General features: G+C 73.2%; 14 protein-coding genes, 2 pseudogenes and 1 riboswitch. Of the genes and pseudogenes, 12 read left to right on the top strand and 4 right to left on the bottom strand.

Features of this window, described 5'->3' with window-relative positions; all coding sequences use genetic code 11:
• Positions 1 to 5: 5 nt before the first annotated feature.
• Together ACIBNA_RS28105 and ACIBNA_RS28110 are read right to left on the bottom strand one after the other, a co-directional pair.
• Entirely contained in the window at positions 6 to 1,610 is a 1,605-nt protein-coding gene (locus tag ACIBNA_RS28105; RefSeq protein WP_399167981.1) for an APC family permease, read from the bottom strand.
• 134 nt (positions 1,611 to 1,744) lie between these two features.
• Complete coding sequence (locus ACIBNA_RS28110) at positions 1,745 to 2,173, bottom strand: CoA-binding protein (RefSeq protein ID WP_399167982.1); 429 nt, start codon at positions 2,171 to 2,173, stop codon at positions 1,745 to 1,747.
• An 81-nt stretch (positions 2,174 to 2,254) separates the two neighbouring features.
• A riboswitch (cobalamin riboswitch) is annotated at positions 2,255 to 2,445 on the top strand.
• 68 nt (positions 2,446 to 2,513) lie between these two features.
• Here ACIBNA_RS28110 and ACIBNA_RS28115 point away from each other — a divergent pair.
• The 6 genes and pseudogenes from ACIBNA_RS28115 (at position 2,514) to ACIBNA_RS28140 (ending at position 7,897) form a co-directional block, all read left to right on the top strand.
• Complete coding sequence (locus tag ACIBNA_RS28115; protein WP_399167983.1) at positions 2,514 to 3,530, top strand: ABC transporter substrate-binding protein; 1,017 nt, start codon at positions 2,514 to 2,516, stop codon at positions 3,528 to 3,530.
• Entirely contained in the window at positions 3,527 to 4,540 is a 1,014-nt protein-coding gene (locus ACIBNA_RS28120; RefSeq protein ID WP_399167984.1) for a FecCD family ABC transporter permease, read from the top strand. The genes ACIBNA_RS28115 and ACIBNA_RS28120 overlap by 4 nt, the downstream gene beginning before the upstream one ends.
• Positions 4,537 to 5,337 (top strand): ABC transporter ATP-binding protein, encoded by an 801-nt coding sequence (locus ACIBNA_RS28125; RefSeq protein WP_399167985.1) that lies wholly within the window; start codon positions 4,537 to 4,539, stop codon positions 5,335 to 5,337. The genes ACIBNA_RS28120 and ACIBNA_RS28125 overlap by 4 nt, the downstream gene beginning before the upstream one ends.
• 158 nt (positions 5,338 to 5,495) lie before the next feature.
• Positions 5,496 to 5,864 (top strand): annotated as a pseudogene (locus ACIBNA_RS28130) (hypothetical protein); the annotation flags it as partial.
• An 836-nt stretch (positions 5,865 to 6,700) separates the two neighbouring features.
• Positions 6,701 to 7,243 carry a SixA phosphatase family protein gene (locus ACIBNA_RS28135; protein WP_399167986.1) on the top strand — a complete coding sequence of 181 codons (543 nt, stop codon included), beginning with the start codon at positions 6,701 to 6,703 and terminating at the stop codon, positions 7,241 to 7,243.
• A gap of 27 nt (positions 7,244 to 7,270) precedes the next feature.
• Positions 7,271 to 7,897 (top strand): YigZ family protein, encoded by a 627-nt coding sequence (locus tag ACIBNA_RS28140; RefSeq protein WP_399167987.1) that lies wholly within the window; start codon positions 7,271 to 7,273, stop codon positions 7,895 to 7,897.
• A 190-nt stretch (positions 7,898 to 8,087) separates the two neighbouring features.
• On the opposite strand, the gene ACIBNA_RS28145 is transcribed toward ACIBNA_RS28140, so the two are convergent.
• Positions 8,088 to 9,659 (bottom strand): MFS transporter, encoded by a 1,572-nt coding sequence (locus ACIBNA_RS28145; RefSeq protein ID WP_399167988.1) that lies wholly within the window; start codon positions 9,657 to 9,659, stop codon positions 8,088 to 8,090.
• 152 nt (positions 9,660 to 9,811) lie between these two features.
• Between ACIBNA_RS28145 and ACIBNA_RS28150 the strand changes: the two genes are divergently transcribed.
• The 3 genes from ACIBNA_RS28150 (at position 9,812) to ACIBNA_RS28160 (ending at position 14,941) form a co-directional block, all read left to right on the top strand.
• A complete protein-coding gene (locus tag ACIBNA_RS28150) occupies positions 9,812 to 10,399 on the top strand; it encodes a MarR family winged helix-turn-helix transcriptional regulator (RefSeq protein WP_399167989.1) in 588 nt (195 codons plus the stop codon).
• Positions 10,400 to 10,784: 385 nt separating this feature from the next.
• A complete protein-coding gene (locus ACIBNA_RS28155) occupies positions 10,785 to 11,948 on the top strand; it encodes an exonuclease SbcCD subunit D (RefSeq protein WP_399167990.1) in 1,164 nt (387 codons plus the stop codon).
• Complete coding sequence (locus tag ACIBNA_RS28160) at positions 11,945 to 14,941, top strand: AAA family ATPase (protein WP_399167991.1); 2,997 nt, start codon at positions 11,945 to 11,947, stop codon at positions 14,939 to 14,941. The genes ACIBNA_RS28155 and ACIBNA_RS28160 overlap by 4 nt, the downstream gene beginning before the upstream one ends.
• A 25-nt stretch (positions 14,942 to 14,966) precedes the next feature.
• On the opposite strand, the pseudogene ACIBNA_RS28165 reads toward ACIBNA_RS28160, so the two are convergent.
• A pseudogene (locus ACIBNA_RS28165) lies at positions 14,967 to 15,405 on the bottom strand (Lrp/AsnC family transcriptional regulator).
• A gap of 94 nt (positions 15,406 to 15,499) precedes the next feature.
• Here ACIBNA_RS28165 and ACIBNA_RS28170 point away from each other — a divergent pair.
• The 3 genes from ACIBNA_RS28170 to ACIBNA_RS28180 all read left to right on the top strand — a co-directional run bounded on the left by ACIBNA_RS28170 (position 15,500) and on the right by ACIBNA_RS28180 (position 17,529).
• A complete protein-coding gene (locus ACIBNA_RS28170) occupies positions 15,500 to 15,976 on the top strand; it encodes a rhodanese-like domain-containing protein (protein WP_399167992.1) in 477 nt (158 codons plus the stop codon).
• A gap of 44 nt (positions 15,977 to 16,020) precedes the next feature.
• Entirely contained in the window at positions 16,021 to 16,539 is a 519-nt protein-coding gene (locus ACIBNA_RS28175; protein WP_399167993.1) for an immunity 21 family protein, read from the top strand.
• Between the two features lie 144 nt (positions 16,540 to 16,683).
• A complete protein-coding gene (locus ACIBNA_RS28180; RefSeq protein WP_399167994.1) occupies positions 16,684 to 17,529 on the top strand; it encodes an SDR family oxidoreductase in 846 nt (281 codons plus the stop codon).
• Positions 17,530 to 17,628: the final 99 nt, after the last annotated feature.

Consider the following 17,628-nt stretch of genomic DNA (forward strand, 5'->3'; position numbering starts at 1 on the left):
CGGTGTCAGTGGACGGCCACCTCGGTGACGGCCACCTCCCCGATGCTCCGCTCGATCTCCTCCGGCCGGGACGCCGACGCCCGGGCCCAGTAGTAGATCGCCAGGGAGAACACCGAGATGACGACGATGTCCCACCACAGTCCGATGTGTCCCTGGCCGCCGAAGCCGCCCTGCCAGGAGATGACGCCCATGCCCAGCAGGTAGACGGGCAGCCACCGAGCGGCCTTCCAGTCGAGCCGGGGTGCGTCGGGCAGGCCCTTGCTGGTGGCGTACCAGGCGTATCCGCCGAGCAGGACGTAACCGAGGACGATGGCCACACCGAGGCGCCACAGCGTGTCCCAAGTGGCCCAGTAGATGATGAGGTTGGCCACCACGAACGACAGCGGGGAGACGACGTTCCCGCCGGGCAGTCGGTAGGGGCGTTCGCGGTGCGGCAGCCGGTCGGCGAAGACGCCGTACGCCAGCGGGGCGCCCGCGTACATCAGCACGCTCGCCGAGGTGATGAAGCCGACCAGCTGCTGCCAGCTCGGGAACGGCAGGAAGCAGATCACGCCGGTCACGAACGAGATGATCAGCCCGAACCACGGCACGCCTCGCGCGTCGGTGCGGGTGAAGATCTTCGGCGCGTAGCCGTTGCGGGCCAGGCCGTAGGAGACGCGGGAGGTGGCGGTGGTGTAGATCAGGCCGGTACCGCCGGGGGAGACGACCGCGTCCAGATACAGCACCACGCTTAGCCAGCCGAGCCCCAGCAGGGTGGCCAGTCCCGCCCAGGGGCCGCTGAGGCCGGGGTAGTCGAGCTTGGTCCAGCCGTGCGCGAAGGCGGTCAGCGGCAGGGCGGCGATGAAGACGATCTGGAGCAGGACGTAGATCGCGGCTCCGATGGCGACCGAGCCGAGCGTCGCGCGCGGCAGGTCACGAGCCGGGTCGCGGCTCTCGCCGGCCAGCTGGATCGCCTGCTCGAAGCCCAGCAGGGCGAAGATGATGCCGCTGGAACTGACGGCGCTCAGCACGCCGTGGGCGCCGAACGGGGCGAAGCCGTGCTCCGTGAAGTTGCCCGGGTGGAAGTTGCCGGCCGCGATGATGAAGATCGCGGCCAGCGGCACGGCCACCTTCCACCAGGTGGCGGCGCTGTTGGTGTGCGCCAGGATCCGCACGCCGAGGAAGTTGATGACGACGAACACGGCCATGAGGACCACGGCGACGACGAACCCGCTCGTCGTCAGCGTCTGGTCCTTGGCGTGCTGGAAGCCCTGCGCCCAGTGATAGTGCCCGGCGTAGCCGATCATGGCCTCGACCTCGATCGGTGCCACGGTCGCCGCCTGGAGCCAGGAGAACCAGCCGAAGGACATGCCGGCCAGACCGCCGAACGCGTAGTGCGGATAGCGTGCTGTGCCGCCCGCGACCGGGAACATGCCGCCCAGTTCCGCGTGCACCAGTGCCAGGAGCACGATCGCGACCGCGCCGATCAGCCACGACAGGATCGCCGCGGGACCGGCCGCCACGACCGCCTTCTCGGCACCGTACAACCAGCCGGAACCGATGATGGAGCCGACCGACGCCCACATGAGCCCGATCAGTCCGACATCCCGGCGGAGGCCGTCTCTTACCATGAATTCACGGGCCTCTCATAAATGAACTCAAGGAGTTCGGCGAGCAAGAGGCCTCAGATTAGAAATCGATTATCCAGCGGTAGAAGACGAGTTGTGCAGCCTTGACCCGGCGCGGGCATTTCCTGGGAAGGGCTTCAGGAATTCTGTACGCGGTGATGAGGAAGTCGTGGGATCTCGATCGCCGGGCAGCGGTCCATCACCATCTCCAGCCCCGCGGCGCGGGTCCGGTCGTACGCCGCCTCGTCGATGACGTCGAGCTGGAACCACACCGCCTTCGCGCCCTTGGCGACCGCCTCGTCCGCGACGGCTCCGGCCAGATCGCTGTTCACGAACACGTCCACGACGTCCACGTCGAAGGGGATGTCCGCCAGACTGGCGTCCCCCTGCTCGCCGTGCACCGTCTCCGCCTTGGGGTGCACGGGCACGACGCGCTTGCCGTAGCGCTGGAGCACGGCGGCGACGCCGTACGCCGCGCGCCGCTGGTTCGACGACAGGCCCACCACGGCCCAGGTGTCGCCGAGCTCGGTGAGGATCCTGCGGACTGTTGCCTCGTCGCCGTACACCGGCGGCCTCCTCGAAAGTCGCGGAAGAACTGCTGTCCCCACAACGACGTACGGTCCGCGGTGATTCCCCGGCGCCCTCCGTGATAGCTTGCCGAGGCCAGTCGAACCCATGTACGTGGGTCAGGGAATCCGGTGCGAATCCGGAACTGACGCGCAGCGGTGAGGGGGACGGGCGGGGCCTCGGCCACTGGACGGCGTGTGTGACGTCCGGGAAGGCGCCTCGCACCGGACGAACCCGAGTCCGAAGACCTGCTGGCGGCCCCCGCGGCCGTTCGCGGCGGGGGAGCACCGTACGACCGGGCTCCGCGATCGAGCCCTCGACGACTGAGGACTGGTTCCCGTGCCCCTCGCCACACCCGCCCGTGCCGCCGTCCTGCTCGCGGCCGGCTCCCTGCTCCTGACCGGCTGCGGCGACTCTAAGGCCACGACCGTGAAAGCCGCCGTCACACTCGACAACTGCGGCCACGAGGTGCGCGTCGAGGCCGCGCCGCGGCACGCCGTCTCCCTCAACCAGGGCACCACCGAGATCCTGCTCTCCCTCGGCCTCGCCGACCGCCTCGCGGGCACCGCCACCTGGACCGACCCCGTGATGAAGGGGCTGGCGAAGGCCAACGCGAAGGTGCCGCGCATCGCCGACGACAACCCGTCCTTCGAACGGGTCCTGGACACCGGCCCCGACTTCGTCGCGGCGTCCTTCGTCTCCACCCTCGGCAAGGGCGGCGTCGCCACCCGCGAGCAGTTCGAGAAGCTCGGCGTGCCCACGTACGTCTCCCCGTCGGACTGCGCCGGCAAGGACAACTCCGGCGGCGGCGACGGCGCGCGCGACAAGGCGCTGGGCATCGACACCGTCTACGGCGAGGTACGCGACCTGGCGACCGTGTTCGGGGTGAAGGAACGGGGCGACAGGCTCGTGGCCTCCCTCCAGAGCCGCATGGCGAAGGCCACGCACGGCATCGACGCCTCCGACGTCACCCTCCTGTACTGGTTCGCCAACTCCGAGTCCCCCTACATGGCGGGCTGTTGCGGAGCACCCGGCATCATCACCCGGGCCCTCGGCGCGAAGAACGTCTTCGACGACACGCACGAGGAGTGGCCGCAGACCAACTGGGAGACGGTCGCCGACCGCGACCCCGACGTGCTCGTCATCGGCGACCTGACCCGCAAGTCGCAGACCGCCGAGTCCGCCGCGAAGAAGATCGCCTTCCTGGAGTCCAACCCGGTCACCAGGAACATGGACGCGGTCAAGCACAAGCGGTACGTACTGCTCAGCGGGCAGGCCATGAACCCGACCATCCGCACGGTCGAGGGCGTGGAACGGGTCGCCGCCGGACTGCGCGAGTTCGGGCTCGTGAAGTGACCGTCCGCGGGCCCGCGCTCGGGGCCGGCGGGTTCCTGCTGCTGGCCGTCTCCCTTGCCCTGGCGATCACCGTCGGCCCGGCCGACATCCGGGTCGCGGACGTCTGGTCCGTCGTCGCCGCCCACCTCGGGCTCGGCAGCTCGGATCTGACGCCGATCCGCGACGGGATCGTCTGGCAGCTGCGGCTGCCGCGCACCCTGCTCGCGGCCGTGTGCGGCGCCGGACTGGCCGTCTGCGGGGCGGTGATGCAGTCGCTGCTGCGCAACCCGCTCGCCGACCCGTTCGTGCTCGGAGTGTCCTCCGGCGCCTCCACCGGCGCGGTCGTGGTCGTCGTCCTGGGCGTGGGCGGCGGTGCCGTCTCGGTGTCCGCGGGCGCGTTCCTCGGCGCCCTGGTGTCCTTCGCGCTGGTGCTGCTGCTGAGCCACACCCTCGGCGGCACCACCGACCGGGTCGTCCTCGCGGGCGTCGCCGCCATGCAGCTCTTCTCCGCGCTCACCTCCTTCGTCGTGATGACCGCCGCCGACGCCGAGACGACCCGGGGCGTGCTGTTCTGGCTCCTCGGCTCGCTCGGCGGCGCGGGCTGGACCGACGTGTGGCTGTGCCTGTCCGTCCTGGCCGTGACGCTGGTGGTCTGCCTGTCGTACGCCCGTACCCTCGACGCCTTCGCCTTCGGGCAGGACGCGGCGGCCGCGCTCGGGGTGTCCGTGGCCCGCACCCGGCTGGTGCTGCTGTGCGTCACGGCCCTGCTCACCGCCGCGCTGGTCAGCTCGGCCGGGGCGATCGGCTTCGTCGGGCTGGTCCTGCCGCACGCCGCGCGGGCCCTGGCCGGTCCCGGGCACGTCCGGCTGTTGCCGGTCACCGCACTCGCCGGTGCGGTGTTCCTGGTGTGGGTGGACACGCTCGCCCGTACGGTCCTGGATCCGCAGGAAGTGCCGGTGGGAGTCGTGACGTCGCTGATCGGGGTACCGGCGTTCGTGGCGGTGCTGTACCGGACGCGGAGGGTGCGGTGAGCGGGGTGGGGGCGGCGAAGAGCGGTGCCGGGCTGCGGGCCGAGCGGGTCGGCCGCCGTGCCGACGGGCGCCTGATCCTCGACGACGTCGTCCTCGCGCCGGAGACCGGCTCCACCGTCGGCGTCCTCGGCCCCAACGGCTCCGGCAAGTCCACGCTGCTGCGGCTGCTGGCCGGGTTGCTCACGCCGACCGCCGGAGTTGTCACCCTCGACGGCACGCCGCTGGGCGACCTGCCCCGCCGCACCGTCGCCCGCCGCCTCGCCGTGGTCGAGCAACAGGCCGACACCCAGGTCGGGTTGACGGTCGCGGACATCGTACGGCTGGGCCGTGTCCCGCACCGCCGCGCCTGGACTCCCGGCTCGGCGGACGACGAGCGTGCGGTGCGCGGCGCCCTGGATCGCACCGGCCTCTCCGACCGCGCCGACCAGCCCTGGCACACCCTCTCGGGCGGCGAACGCCAGCGGGTGCAGATCGCCCGCGCGCTCGCCCAGGAGCCCCGCGAACTCCTCCTGGACGAGCCGACGAACCACCTCGACATCCACCACCAGCTCGACCTGCTCGCCCTGGTCACCGGCCTGCCGGTCACCACCGTCGTCGCCCTGCACGACCTCAACCTCGCGGCGATGTACTGCGACCAGGTCGTCGTCCTGAGCGCGGGGCGGGTCGTGGCGGGTGGCGCTCCGGGCGATGTCCTGACGGAGGAACTCATCGCCGAGGTGTACGGGGTGCGGGCCGCCGTCAGCCATGACGGCCCCGAGCGGCGGCCTCATGTGCGGTTCCTGGGGACGCTGGGGTGAGGAGGCGTAGGGCGATTCGGGCCGTGGTGGTCTGAGCGGCCGGTGTGTCGTGGGTGGGGCGGCCGCCGGCACGCCATTGGTGGGGTGTTCCCGCCACGGTGGCCGGAAAAAGCCGCACATGCCTGCGTGTGCCCGCCCACCCGGCCTACGCTCGCCTAGTGCTGCGCATCATCGACGCCCGTACCGGCGAGCCGGTCGACGCCGCTCCGGCCCGCCGGGGCCTGACCCGTGTCGAGGTACACGCGCCCGGCTCCGACACGACGGATCTGCGGGTGCTGCTCGTGGCGGACCTGCTCGTGCGAGCGCTGGAGCTCGGCGGCACACCGGTGTGGGCCCTGCTGACCGGCGGGCGCCGCCAGGCGGAGCTGCGAGCGGACGCCGCGGCCCTCGGCATCCGCCCCTTCGAGGACAGCCCCGACGTCAGCGCCGGGCTGGGCGAGGCCCAGGTCGTCCATGTAGCCGCCGAGGGCGGGGCGGCGCCCGACGGCGTGCGGATCGCTGTCGCCCCCGTGGAGGCGGCGGGGCCGGGCGCGTCGGACGAAGGGCGGCGGGAAGCCGGGAGGTCGGACGACGTTTCGGCGGAGTCGGGCCTGTCGGTTGGTGAGCCGGCGGAGTCGGGTCGGCCTGGCGACCAGTCGGCGGGCTCGGGACTGCGGCGCGGTGAGTCGGCGGGCTCGGGACTGCGGAGCGGTGAGTCTGCGGAGCGGGGCCGGCCTGGCGGGCAGTCGGCGGGCGCGGACATGCCGAACGGCCACCCGGCGGAGTCGGGCCTGCCAGCCGGTGAGTCGGCGGCTTCGAGCCTGTCGGTCGGTGAGTCGGCGAAGTCAGGCGCGCCGAGCGCCCAGCCGGCGGAGCCGGGCCCGCCAGGCGGCCATCCGGCGGAGCCGGGCTCGCCCGCCGACTTGTCCTCGGAGTCACGCCCGCCGAGCGGCCAGCCGACGGAGGAAGATCTGCCAGCCGACGGCAGGTCCGCGAAACCGGACCCGTCGGACGGCCAGTCGGTGGACCCCGCGCCGCTGGGCGGCGTCGATCCCACCGTCCTGCGTCTCGCCCTGCTCACCCGGCATCACGGCGCGCCCGTCCGGCTGGACGTGGGCGTCCTCGACGAGGCGCAGGCCACCCTGGCCCGCTGGCGCGGCGCGGTCGCCCGTTGGGCCCGAAGGCCCTCGCGGCCCGTGCCCGACGACGTGCGCGGGCGGCTGCGCGATGCCTGGGAGGACGATCTGGACGTGCCCCGGGTGCTGGACGAGCTGCGGCGGGTGGAGCACGAGCCGGACCTGCCGGACGGCGCCCGTTTCGAGACGTACGCCTACGCCGACCGGTTCCTCGGACTGGAACTCACCCGCGACCTGGGAGCCCCGTCATGATCGAGCGCAAGGGAGCGGGCCCGCTGCGCCGCCTGGTCGTGCTGCGGCACGCCAAGTCCGCCTGGCCCCTGGACGTCGCCGACCACGAGCGCCCGCTCGCCCCGCGCGGCCGCCGCGACGCCCCCGCGGCCGGACAGGCCCTGGCCGAGGCCGACTGCCTGCCGGACCTCGCGCTGTGCTCCACCGCCGTACGCGCCCGCCGGACCTGGGAGCTGGCCGCCGCCGAGTGGGGCACGCCCCCGCCCGTCCGGTACGACCGGCGCCTGTACGCCGCGAGCCCCGCCGGTCTGCTGTCCGTCGTGCACGAGGTGTCCGCCGAGGTGGAGACGCTGCTGCTGATCGGGCACAACCCGGGCCTGGAGGAACTGGTCCTGGCGCTCGCCGGTGACGGCCTCGACGACACCCTGGAGCGGGTCCGCACGAAGTTCCCGACCTCGGCCATCGCGGTACTGTCCTGGTACGGCACGACCTGGCGGGCCCTCACCCCGGACACCGCGCTGCTCACCTCCATGATCGTGCCCCGGGGCGCGAAGAATTAGCACCGGGCCCGCGCATAGGCTGGCCCGATGCAGGACGAATACCGCACGGTCGCCCGCGCCGGCGTGCACGAGACCGAGGTCAACCGCTCCCGCTTCCTGTGCGCCCTCGCCCCGGCGGCCACCGAGCAGGAGGCGCAGGACTTCATCGCCACGCTCCGCAAGGAGCACGCCGACGCCAGCCACAACTGCTGGGCCTACGTCATCGGCGCCGACGCCTCGGTCCAGAAGGCGAGCGACGACGGCGAACCCGGCGGCACCGCCGGCGTCCCCATGCTCCAGATGCTGCTGCGCCGCGAGATGCGGTACGTCGTCGCCGTCGTCACCCGCTACTACGGCGGGGTCAAGCTCGGCGCGGGCGGGCTCATCCGGGCGTACGGCGGAGCGGTCGGCGAGGCCCTGGACACCCTCGGCACGCGCACCCGCCGCCGGTTCCGGCTGGCCACGGTCACCGTCGACCACCAGCGGGCCGGCAAGCTGGAGAACGACCTGCGTACCTCCGGGCGCGAGGTGCGGGAGGTGCGTTACGGGGAGGCGGTCACGATCGAGATCGCACTGCCGGACGCCGACGTGGACGCCTTCCGGGCGTGGCTCGCCGACGCGACCGCCGGAACGGCAGGCTTCGAACCGGGCGGGGAGGCGTACGGCGACGCCTGACGTGCGATCAGCCACGTGCGCGGCGCCCGGGAGCCGGCCCGGCGGGCATCAGTGCCGGTGGAGCGGGAGCGGGACGGCGGTGCGCAGCGCACTCCCGAGTCCGTTGCGCACCGGTACGCGCCCCGCCCCCTCGGCCGAACCGGCGAAGGGGCGCAGCGGTGGGCACCGGACCGTCCGCCGCGGACGGTGGCTATCGGTCGGTGTCGGTGACGGCGGGCGCCTCCCGGTGTACGGCGGAGCGGGCGGCGCCGACGGGCTCCTCAACATGCCCGGCGGGGTCGATGGGGCCTTGGCCGCCCTCGGGCCCCGCGCCCCCCGCGGCTTCCGCGCTCGCGGGGACGCGGCCCAGCCGGACGGCGAGCAGTGCCGTGCCGACGGCGAGTGCCGCGAGGACGTAGGCGGTGAGGTCGAAGGCCGCCGCGAAGTCGGCCATGCCGGTGTCCGGACCCGGTGCCTGGGGATTGGTACCCAGGAAGCCGCGGTACAGGGCCCCGATGACAGCCACACCGAAGGCCATGCCCGCCTGGGTGACGGTGTTCAGCACACCCGATCCGGCGCCCGCGTCGTCCGGGTGGACCCGGGACAGGACGGTGTCCACCAGGGGCGCGACGACCAGGCCCTGCCCGAATCCGGAGACCCCCATCACCACCGCGAGCCCGATCGCCTGGCTCGTGCTCTCCAGGCCGGTGACGGCGGGCACGGCGGCGAGACCGGCCGCCATGACCAGGCCGCCCGCCACGGACACCCCGATGCCGAACCGGGCGGCGAGCCTGCGGCAGGCCGCGGAGGCGGCGATGAATCCGAGGCCGAGCGGCACGAAGACCATGCTCGCGGCCAGTGGCGTCAGCCGGAGTCCCGACTGGAGGTGGAAGGTGAGAACCAGGAAGAGCCCGGCGTTGCCGGAGAAGAACAGCAGCACGGTGCCCATGCTGAGCGGGAAGCCCTTGGCCCGCAGCAACCGGCTCGGCAGCAGCGGGTCGTTGCCCTGGGATTCCGTCCGGTGCTCCCACCGCAGGAAGGCCACGGTGCCGGCCGCGGTGAGGGCGAAGCAGACGTACGTCCACCAGGGCCAGCCGTGCTCACCACCGAGGATGAGCGGGATGAGCACGAGAGGCAGCAGCACGGCGGTGAAGACGGCTCCGGCGATGTCGAGTCGCGGCAGATCGGCGCTGCGGCTCTCGGTGACGGCGGGCACGGCCGCGCACAGGATCGCCGCGCCGATCGGCACGTTGATCAGGAAGATCATGCGCCAGCCCAGACCGGCCACATCGAGGTCGAGCAGCAGACCGCCGCCGACGAGACCGGCGATGACGCCCGCGCCGATGGAGGCACCGTAGGCGCCGACGGCACGGGCGCGGTCGCGTTCGTGCACGAAGACGGCCCGGATGAGCGAGAGCACCTGCGGTGTCATCACCGCGGCCGACAGGCCCTGCAGCACCCTGGCCGCGATCAGCGTGGCCGGGCTGGGCGCGAGCGCGCACAGCAGGGACGTCAGGGTGAAGGTGGCCACGCCGTACTGGAAGGTGCGCTTGCGGCCGATCCGGTCGCCGAGCCGGCCGCCGGTTACCATGCCCGCTGCGTAGGCGATCACGTAACCGTCGATGATGAACTGGAGTTGGCCGAACCCGGCGTTCAGGTCCGCCTGGATCCCCGGAGCCGCGACGTTCACGATGAACATGTCGATCTGGCTCATGAACATCGCGAGCAGGACCACGGTGAGTCCCGCCCAGTCCCGCCCCGTGGCTCGGGGAGGGCCGGTCACGGTGGCGGCCCCGGCATCGGCTCCTGCCTTCGGGTTCGCTTTCCGTGTCTCTGTGCGCATATCACCACTCGGTTTCCAACGTGCGCCGAAGCGCGTTTGTTTAGTGCTAAATTCAGATCTAAATGTAGCAGGTCGGTGTGAAGGGTGAGCTCATGACGGCATCAGAGGAAAGCGATCGCCGACCGGCGGGAGAGGACCCGGCGGACGCCATCGCGGCTGCCTGGAGCCGCGAGCGGCCCCAGACCCCGGTGGGCTCCATCGGCGTGGTCACGAGAATCTGGCAGCTCGCCAAGCACTTCGGCGACGACCGCCGGCGGGTCCTCGCCGAGGCGGGCGTCGACCCGGCCACCCTGGACCTGCTCAGCGTGCTGCGCCGCAGCGGGCCGCCCTACACCCTGAGCACCCGGGACCTCGCCGGGCACTCCCTGGTGACCGCGGGCGCCATCTCCCAGCGGGTCGCGCGCGCCGAGCGCGACAACCTGGTCACGCGCCGCCCCGCCCCCGGCCGCAGCCGCGCGGTTCTGGTCGAACTGACCCCGGCCGGGCACGAGTTGGTGGAACGCACGGTGGACCGGGTGCTCGCCCGCGAGGCACAGCTGCTGGAACGCCTTGGCCCGGAGCGGCGCGAGGCACTCGCCGAGTTGCTGCGCGAGTTGCTCGACGACGTACAGGACGAGCTGAACGTCCGGGGTGTTTCCCATGTGGGGCACGAGGGCCTCGACCACACGGGGCAGGGCTGAGCCGGACCGTCGTTGGCACGGCTGCCCCATGGCCGTCCCGGGGGAGCCGTGCCGTGCTGTTCCCGGGGCGGGGCCGGCTCGGCGCGGCTGCCGGGCCGGAGGTCCGCGTGCCCTTCTGCGGCCACCGGCTGGTCGAGTACGCGTCCGCATGCTCGACTTCCCGCAGGGCCACTCTCGCCCGCAGCTGCACCGCAACGTGACCTGTTCCACGGCATGTGTGCGGACATTTCAACTGAATTGACGCCCGATGGGTGGGGCATCCCGAGGTTCGTGATGGACCAGGTGCCCGCACGGGTTAGCGTGGTGAGTGCTGACAGCGAGCCGGGCCGGCTCGCGCGGGTAGTGGAGCGGTAGCAGGGGGAGACATGCAGGTCGGAGCGGCGTCGTGAGACTGCTGCACACGTCCGACTGGCACCTCGGCCGGTCGTTCCACCGGGTGAACATGCTCGGCGCCCAGGCCGAGTTCATCGGCCACCTCGTCACGACCGTGCGGGAGCGGGCCGTGGACGCGGTGCTCGTGTCCGGGGACGTGTATGACCGGGCCGTGCCGCCGCTCGCCGCGGTCGAGCTGTTCGACGACGCCCTGCACCGCCTCGCCGACCTCGGCGTGCCGACGGTGATGATCTCCGGGAACCACGACTCGGCCCGCCGTCTGGGTGTCGGCGCGGGCCTCATCGGGCGGGCCGGGATCCACCTGCGGACCGAGCCGTCGGCGGCCGGCACCCCGGTGGTGCTGGCCGACGGCCACGGGGACGTCGCCTTCTACGGACTGCCCTACCTCGAACCGGCCTTGGTCAAGGACGAGTTCGCTGTGGAGAAGGCGGGGCACGAGGCCGTGCTCGCCGCCGCCATGGACCGGGTCCGCGCCGACCTCGCCGCGCGAGCGCCCGGCACGCGCTCCGTCGTCCTCGCGCACGCCTTCGTCACCGGCGGCGAACCCAGCGACAGCGAACGGGACATCACCGTCGGCGGCGTGGCCGCGGTGCCCGCCGGCGTCTTCGACGGCGTCGACTACGTGGCGCTCGGGCATCTGCACGGCTGCCAGACCCTCACCGACCGCGTCCGCTACTCCGGCTCCCCGCTGCCCTACTCCTTCTCGGAGGCGGCCCACCGCAAGAGCATGTGGCTGGTCGACCTGGCCGCCGACGGCTCCGTCGACGCCGAGCGCGTCGACTGCCCGGTGCCACGCGCCCTGGCCCGGATCCGGGGCACGCTGGAGGACCTGCTCGCCGACCCGGAGCTGGCGCGGCACGAGGAGGCGTGGGTCGAAGCGACGCTCACCGACCCCGTCCGCCCGGCCGACCCCATGGCCCGGCTCGCCGAGCGCTTCCCGCACACCCTCAGCCTCGTCTTCGACCCCGACCGGGCCGAGGACGACCCCGAGGTGTCGTACGCCCGGCGCCTCGCCGGCCGCAGCGACCAGCAGATCGCGGAGGACTTCGTCGCCCATGTGCGCGGCGCCGGACCCGACGCGCACGAACAGGGCGTGCTGCGGGAGGCGTTCGACGCGGTGCGGACCGACGAGACCGTACGGGAGGTGGCCCGGTGAGGCTCCACCGGCTGACGGTCACCGCCTTCGGCCCCTTCGGAGGCACCCAGACCGTCGACTTCGACGAGCTGTCGGCGGCCGGGCTCTTCCTGCTGCACGGACCGACCGGCGCGGGCAAGACATCCGTCCTCGACGCCGTCTGCTACGCCCTGTACGGCTCGGTCCCCGGCGCCCGGCAGGGCAGCGGACAGGGCACGGCCCTGCGCAGCGACCACGCCGCCCCCGCGACCCGCACCGAGGTCACCCTCGAACTCACCGTCGCCGGACGCCGCCTGGAGATCACCCGTCAACCGCCCTGGGAACGCCCCAAGAAACGCGGCACCGGCACGACCCTCGACAAGGCCCAGACCTGGCTCCGCGAGTACGACACCACGGCCGGGGCCTGGAAGGACCTCAGCCGCTCGCACCAGGAGATCGGCGAGGAGATCACCCAGCTGCTCGGCATGAGCCGGGAGCAGTTCTGCCAGGTCGTGCTGCTGCCCCAGGGCGACTTCGCGCGGTTCCTGCGCGCCGACGCCGAGGCCCGCGGCAAACTGCTGGGCCGCCTGTTCGACACCCGCCGCTTCGCCGACGTCGAGAAGCGCCTCGCCGAGCGCCGCCGCGCCACCGAGGCCCAGGTCCGGGACGGGGACGCCGCGCTGCTGGCCGACGCCCACCGCATGCAGCAGGCCGCGGGCGACGCCATGCGGCCGCCGGACCTGGCCCCCGGCGAACCGGGACTCGCCGAGGCCGTGCTGGGCGCCGCCGCCGTCGCCCGCAGCACCGCCCGCGAACAGCTCACCGTCGCCGAGTGCACGCTCGCCGACACCGAGTCCGCGCAGGCCGCCGCCGGCCGCTCCCTCGACGACGTACGCGAAGTCGCCCGGCTCCAGCGGCGGTTCACGCAAGCACGGGAACGAGCGGCCCTCCTGGAGGAGCGGACGGAGGCGTACCGGCAGGCGCAGCAGCGCATGGAGCGCGCCCGCAAGGCCGAGGCGGTGGCACCCGCCCTGGACCTGCGGGAGACCGCCGACGCCGAACACCGCCGGGCGGCCGCCGCCGAGGCACGCGCGCGTGCCCTGCTGCCCGAGACCTTCGCCGACGCGGGCGCGGCCGGACTCGCGGCCGCCGCCCGCCGGGCCGCCGAGGAACTGGGCGGACTGGACTCGGCCCGCCGCGCCGAGCGGCGGCTGGCCGAACTCCTCGACGAACGCGTCGGGCTGGACCGCCAGGAACGCGCCGACGCCGACGTCCTCCAGGAGGCGCAGGCCTGGCTCGACGGCTGGGAGGAGACGCGCACCGCCCTCCAGGCCGGCGTCGACGCCGCGCAGCAGGCCGCCTCCCTCGCCGAACAGCTCGCCGTACGGCGCGAGCCCGCGCGGCAGCGGCTGACGGCGGCCCGGCTGCGCGACCAGCTCGCCGAGGACACGAACAAGGCCGTCGAGCAGGTCCGCACCGCACAGGAAGAGGCGCTGCGGGCCAAGCAGCACTGGCTGGACCTCAAGGAACAGCGCCTGACCGGCATCGCCGCCGAACTGGCCGCGAACCTCACCGACGGCGAGCCCTGCGCCGTCTGCGGTGCCACCGAACACCCCGCGCCCGCCCGCAAGGTCGCCGGGCACGTCGACCGCGAGGCCGAGGAACACGCCCTGGCCGCCTACCAGCGCGCCGACGAACAGCGCGCCGAGGACGAGCGGAACCTCGGCGTCGTCCGGGAGGCGCTGGCCGCCGCCACCGCCGAGGCCGGTGACATCTCCACCGAGCAACTCGCCCGCGAGGTCGAGGAGTTGGAGGAGCAGTACGTGCAGGCCCGCCGGGGCGCCGCCGAGCTGCACGCCGCGCAGGAGCGGCTGCGGCAGGCCGGGCACGAGCACGAGCGGCGCGTCGCCGCCCGGCAGGAGGCCGCCGTGCGCAGCGCCGCCCGGGTCGGCCACCGGGAGCGGCTGGAGAGCGAACGCGCCGCCCTGGAGGAGGAGCTGGACCGGGCGAGGGGCGCCCTGGACAGCGTCGCCGCCCGGGCCGCGCAACTGGAGCGCCGGACCGCGCTGCTCACGGACGCCGCCGACGCCGCCCGCGCCGCCGAGGACACCGCCCAGCGGCTCAAGGACGCCGACGCCCGGCTCGCCGACGCCGCCTTCCGCGCCGGCTTCGACACCCCGCGGGACGCGGCCGCCGCCCTCCTCGACGAGGCCGCCCACCGCGAGCTGCAACGCCGGCTGGACGCCTGGCAGACCGAGGAGGCCGCCGTACGGGCCGTCCTCGCCGAGGCCGACACCGCGGCCGCCGCCCGGCGGCAGCCCGCCGACCTCGCCTCGGCGCAGCTCGCCGCCGACACCGCGGCCCGCCGGCTGCGCGCCGCCGCCTCCGCCCACGACGCCGCCGTCCGGCGCTGCGCCGAACTCGACCGGCTCTCCGCCCGGGCGACCGCCTCCGTACGCCGGCTGGCGCCGCTGCGCGAGGAGTACGACCGGGTCGCCCGCATGGCCGGCCTCACCGCGGGCACCTCGGCGGACAACGAACGCCGGATGCGCCTGGAGTCGTACGTGCTGGCGGCCCGTCTGGAACAGGTCGCCGCCACCGCGACCGTACGGCTGCGGCGCATGTCGTCCGGCCGCTACACCCTCGTCCACTCCGACGACCGCACCGGACGCGGCCGCAGCGGGCTCGGACTGCACGTCGTCGACGCCTGGACCGGCCGCGAGCGGGACACGGCGACACTGTCGGGCGGCGAGACGTTCTTCGCCTCGCTCGCCCTCGCCCTGGGCCTCGCGGACGTCGTCACGGACGAGGCGGGCGGAGTGCGGCTGGACACCCTCTTCATCGACGAGGGCTTCGGCAGCCTCGACGACCAGACCCTCGACGAGGTCCTCGACGTCCTCGACTCCCTGCGCGAACGCGACCGCAGCGTCGGCATCGTCAGCCACGTGCCCGACCTGCGGCGGCGGATCCACGCCCAACTGGAGATCGTCAAGGGCAGGTCCGGATCCGTGCTGCGGCAGCGCGGCGTGGGCTGAGGTCAGCGGCCGAGGGGGCGTGGGGTCAGCGTCCGAGGGGACGCCGGGGGAGCGGCGAGGAGTACACGACGCTCGTGGTCACCGAGCCCAGCGCCCCGATCCGCCCGGACACCTCCTCCAGGTGACGCATCGAGCGTGCCGTGACCTTGATGACGAAACAGTCGTCGCCGGTGACGTGGTGTGCCTCCAGGATCTCGGGCGTGGCGGCGACGAGGTCGTGGAAGGGCTTGTAGTTCCCGGTGGGGTACCGCAGACGTACGAACGCCAGGATCGGCAGTCCGAGCTTCTCCGGATCGACCACCGCCGCGTAGCCCTGGATGACCCCGGCCTCCTCCATCCGGTTCGGTGACCGCGCTCGCGGACATGGAGACGGCACGGGCCAGCTCGGTGAAACTGGCCCGCCCCTCCCGCTGGAGGACGTCGAGGATGCGCCAGTCGGTGGCGTCCGGGGAATACGCGACCATCCCCGAGGAATAGCAGCGAGATCCCCGGCGGATCAAGCCGAATGCCGGGGATCGTCACTTCAGGGCGTGGACCAGCGGCCGTAGCTTTCTCGGCATGTCGACCACCACCGTGAATCCCGTACTGCGCGTGGCCCCCGCCGCCCCGGCCGAGGCCGCCGCCCGCTTCCGCGCCGGTCTCGCCTTCCACACCGACGTGTCCGACGTCGCCGCCGCACTCGCGGCCGGCCAAGACCCCGGCTTCGTATTGGTCGACTCCCGCTCCACAGAGGCCTGGGATCAGGGCCACGTCCCCGGCGCCGTCCACCTGCCGACCGCGCTCGTCCGCGAGCAGGCCGGACGACTCCTCGACAGGTCGGTGCCGGTCGTGACGTACTGCTGGGGCCCCGGCTGCAACGGCGCCGCCCGTGCCGCCCTGGCCCTCGCCGAACTCGGCTACCAGGTCAAGGAGATGCTCGGCGGCTTCGAGTACTGGGTGCGCGAGGGCCTCGAGTTCGAGACCTGGCAGGGCCGCGAACGCCGTGCCCCGGATCCCCTGACGACTCCCGCGGGCGCCGGCGACTGCGGCTGCTGACCCCCGAAACCTTGACGGGAGTTGACCCTGTAGGTTCTTGCGCCATGGTGCGATACGCGGAGCCGGGCGTCGTGGAATGGGTGGAATCGGGCGGTGGGCCGCTGATAGCGGTGCCCGAGACGGTTCTGCCGTTCTGGGCGGGTGCCGACGGCGAGGAGACGGCGTCGGACTACGACCGGGCCTGTGAGGTGGACGGCTCCGTCGGACTCCTCCCGGTCGGCGACTGCGCCGCCCTGGTCCTCGGCGACGAGCCTGCCTCGACGGCCTATCTGCCCGACCACGGGATGTTCGTCCGGTGGTGCGCGGGTAACTCCGAGGACGAGTTGCTGGCGAGCGTGCCGGTGGCTGTCGATACGGCGGAGTGGGAGGCGGAGGTTCACTGGGAGGTGCCGGGGGCTGTGCTGCTCTTCGACGCGGCGTGGCCTGGGGCGGAGCCTTCGGGCAGTGAGCGGGTTCGGGTGGGTCTGGAGCCCGGGCGATATGCGGTTCGGGCGGCTCGGGTGCAGCCGGGGCCCGAAACGTGGCTGGGCTTGGTCCAGTTGCGGCTACTCGCGCCCAGATGACCGTGGGGTGCTGGCTGTGTGGCGGGTGCGGGTTGTCTGTGGTTGATCGCGCCCACGCGGCGGATCCGCATATCGGCACAGCCCCGCGCCCGTAGACGGCGATATTCGCGTGCGTCGCTCGTGTGGCCCGGCCACGATGATCGTATGCCTCGACTTCCCCACCCCAGCCCCGAAGAACTCCGCCGCGACCCCCTGCCCCTGCGCGGCCGCACAGCCCTCGTCACCGGTGCCAGCCGGCGCGGCGGCATCGGGCACGCCGTCGCCCGGCGCCTTGCCGCCTACGGAGCGAGTGTCTATCTGCATCACCACGTGCCGCACGATGCCGACCAGCCCTGGGGCGCGGACCGTCCCGAGGATGTCGTAGCGTCCGTGCGCGGGGTGCTCGCGGACCCTGATGCCCGGGTCGTCGCCGGGCCCGGTGATCTGGCCGATCCGGCCGTGCCCGGTGAACTCGTCGGCAGGGCCGCCGAGGCGCTCGGCGGGCGTCTGGACATCCTCGTCGCCAACCACGCGCAGAGCGGGTTCGACGGATCCCTGGACGAGATCGACACGGCGATGCTCGACACGCACTGGGCGGTCGACACCCGCTCGGTGATCCTGCTGGCCCAGGCGTACGCCCGGTTGCGAGCCGCGCTGCCGCCGCGCACCCCGGGCGGGCGCGTGATGATGATGACCTCCGGCCAGGACCTCGGAGGCGGCATGCCGGGCGAGATCGCCTACGCCCTCCAGAAGGGCGCCCTCGCCTCCATCTCCCGCTCCCTGGCGACGACCCTGGCCGAGCACGCCGTCACCGTGAACACCGTCAACCCCGGGCCCGTGGACACGGACTACATGACCGGCGAGGACTACGAGACCATCGCGGCCCTCTTCCCGGCCGGCCGGTGGGGCATGCCCGACGACCCGGCCCGCCTCATCGCATGGCTCGCCACGGACGAGGCGGAGTGGGTCACCGGCCAGGTCATCGACTCCGAGGGCGGCTTCCGCCGCTGACTTCCTCTAGACCCGGATTTCGCACATGGGGTTTGAGGTGTCCAGCCAGCGTGGGCGGGTTTCATCGATGCCGAGTAGTTCGAGGAGGTGGGCTTGAAC

It is taken from the genome of Streptomyces sp. NPDC050164, assembly GCF_044459945.1.
Taxonomy (GTDB): domain Bacteria; phylum Actinomycetota; class Actinomycetes; order Streptomycetales; family Streptomycetaceae; genus Streptomyces; species Streptomyces coeruleorubidus_A.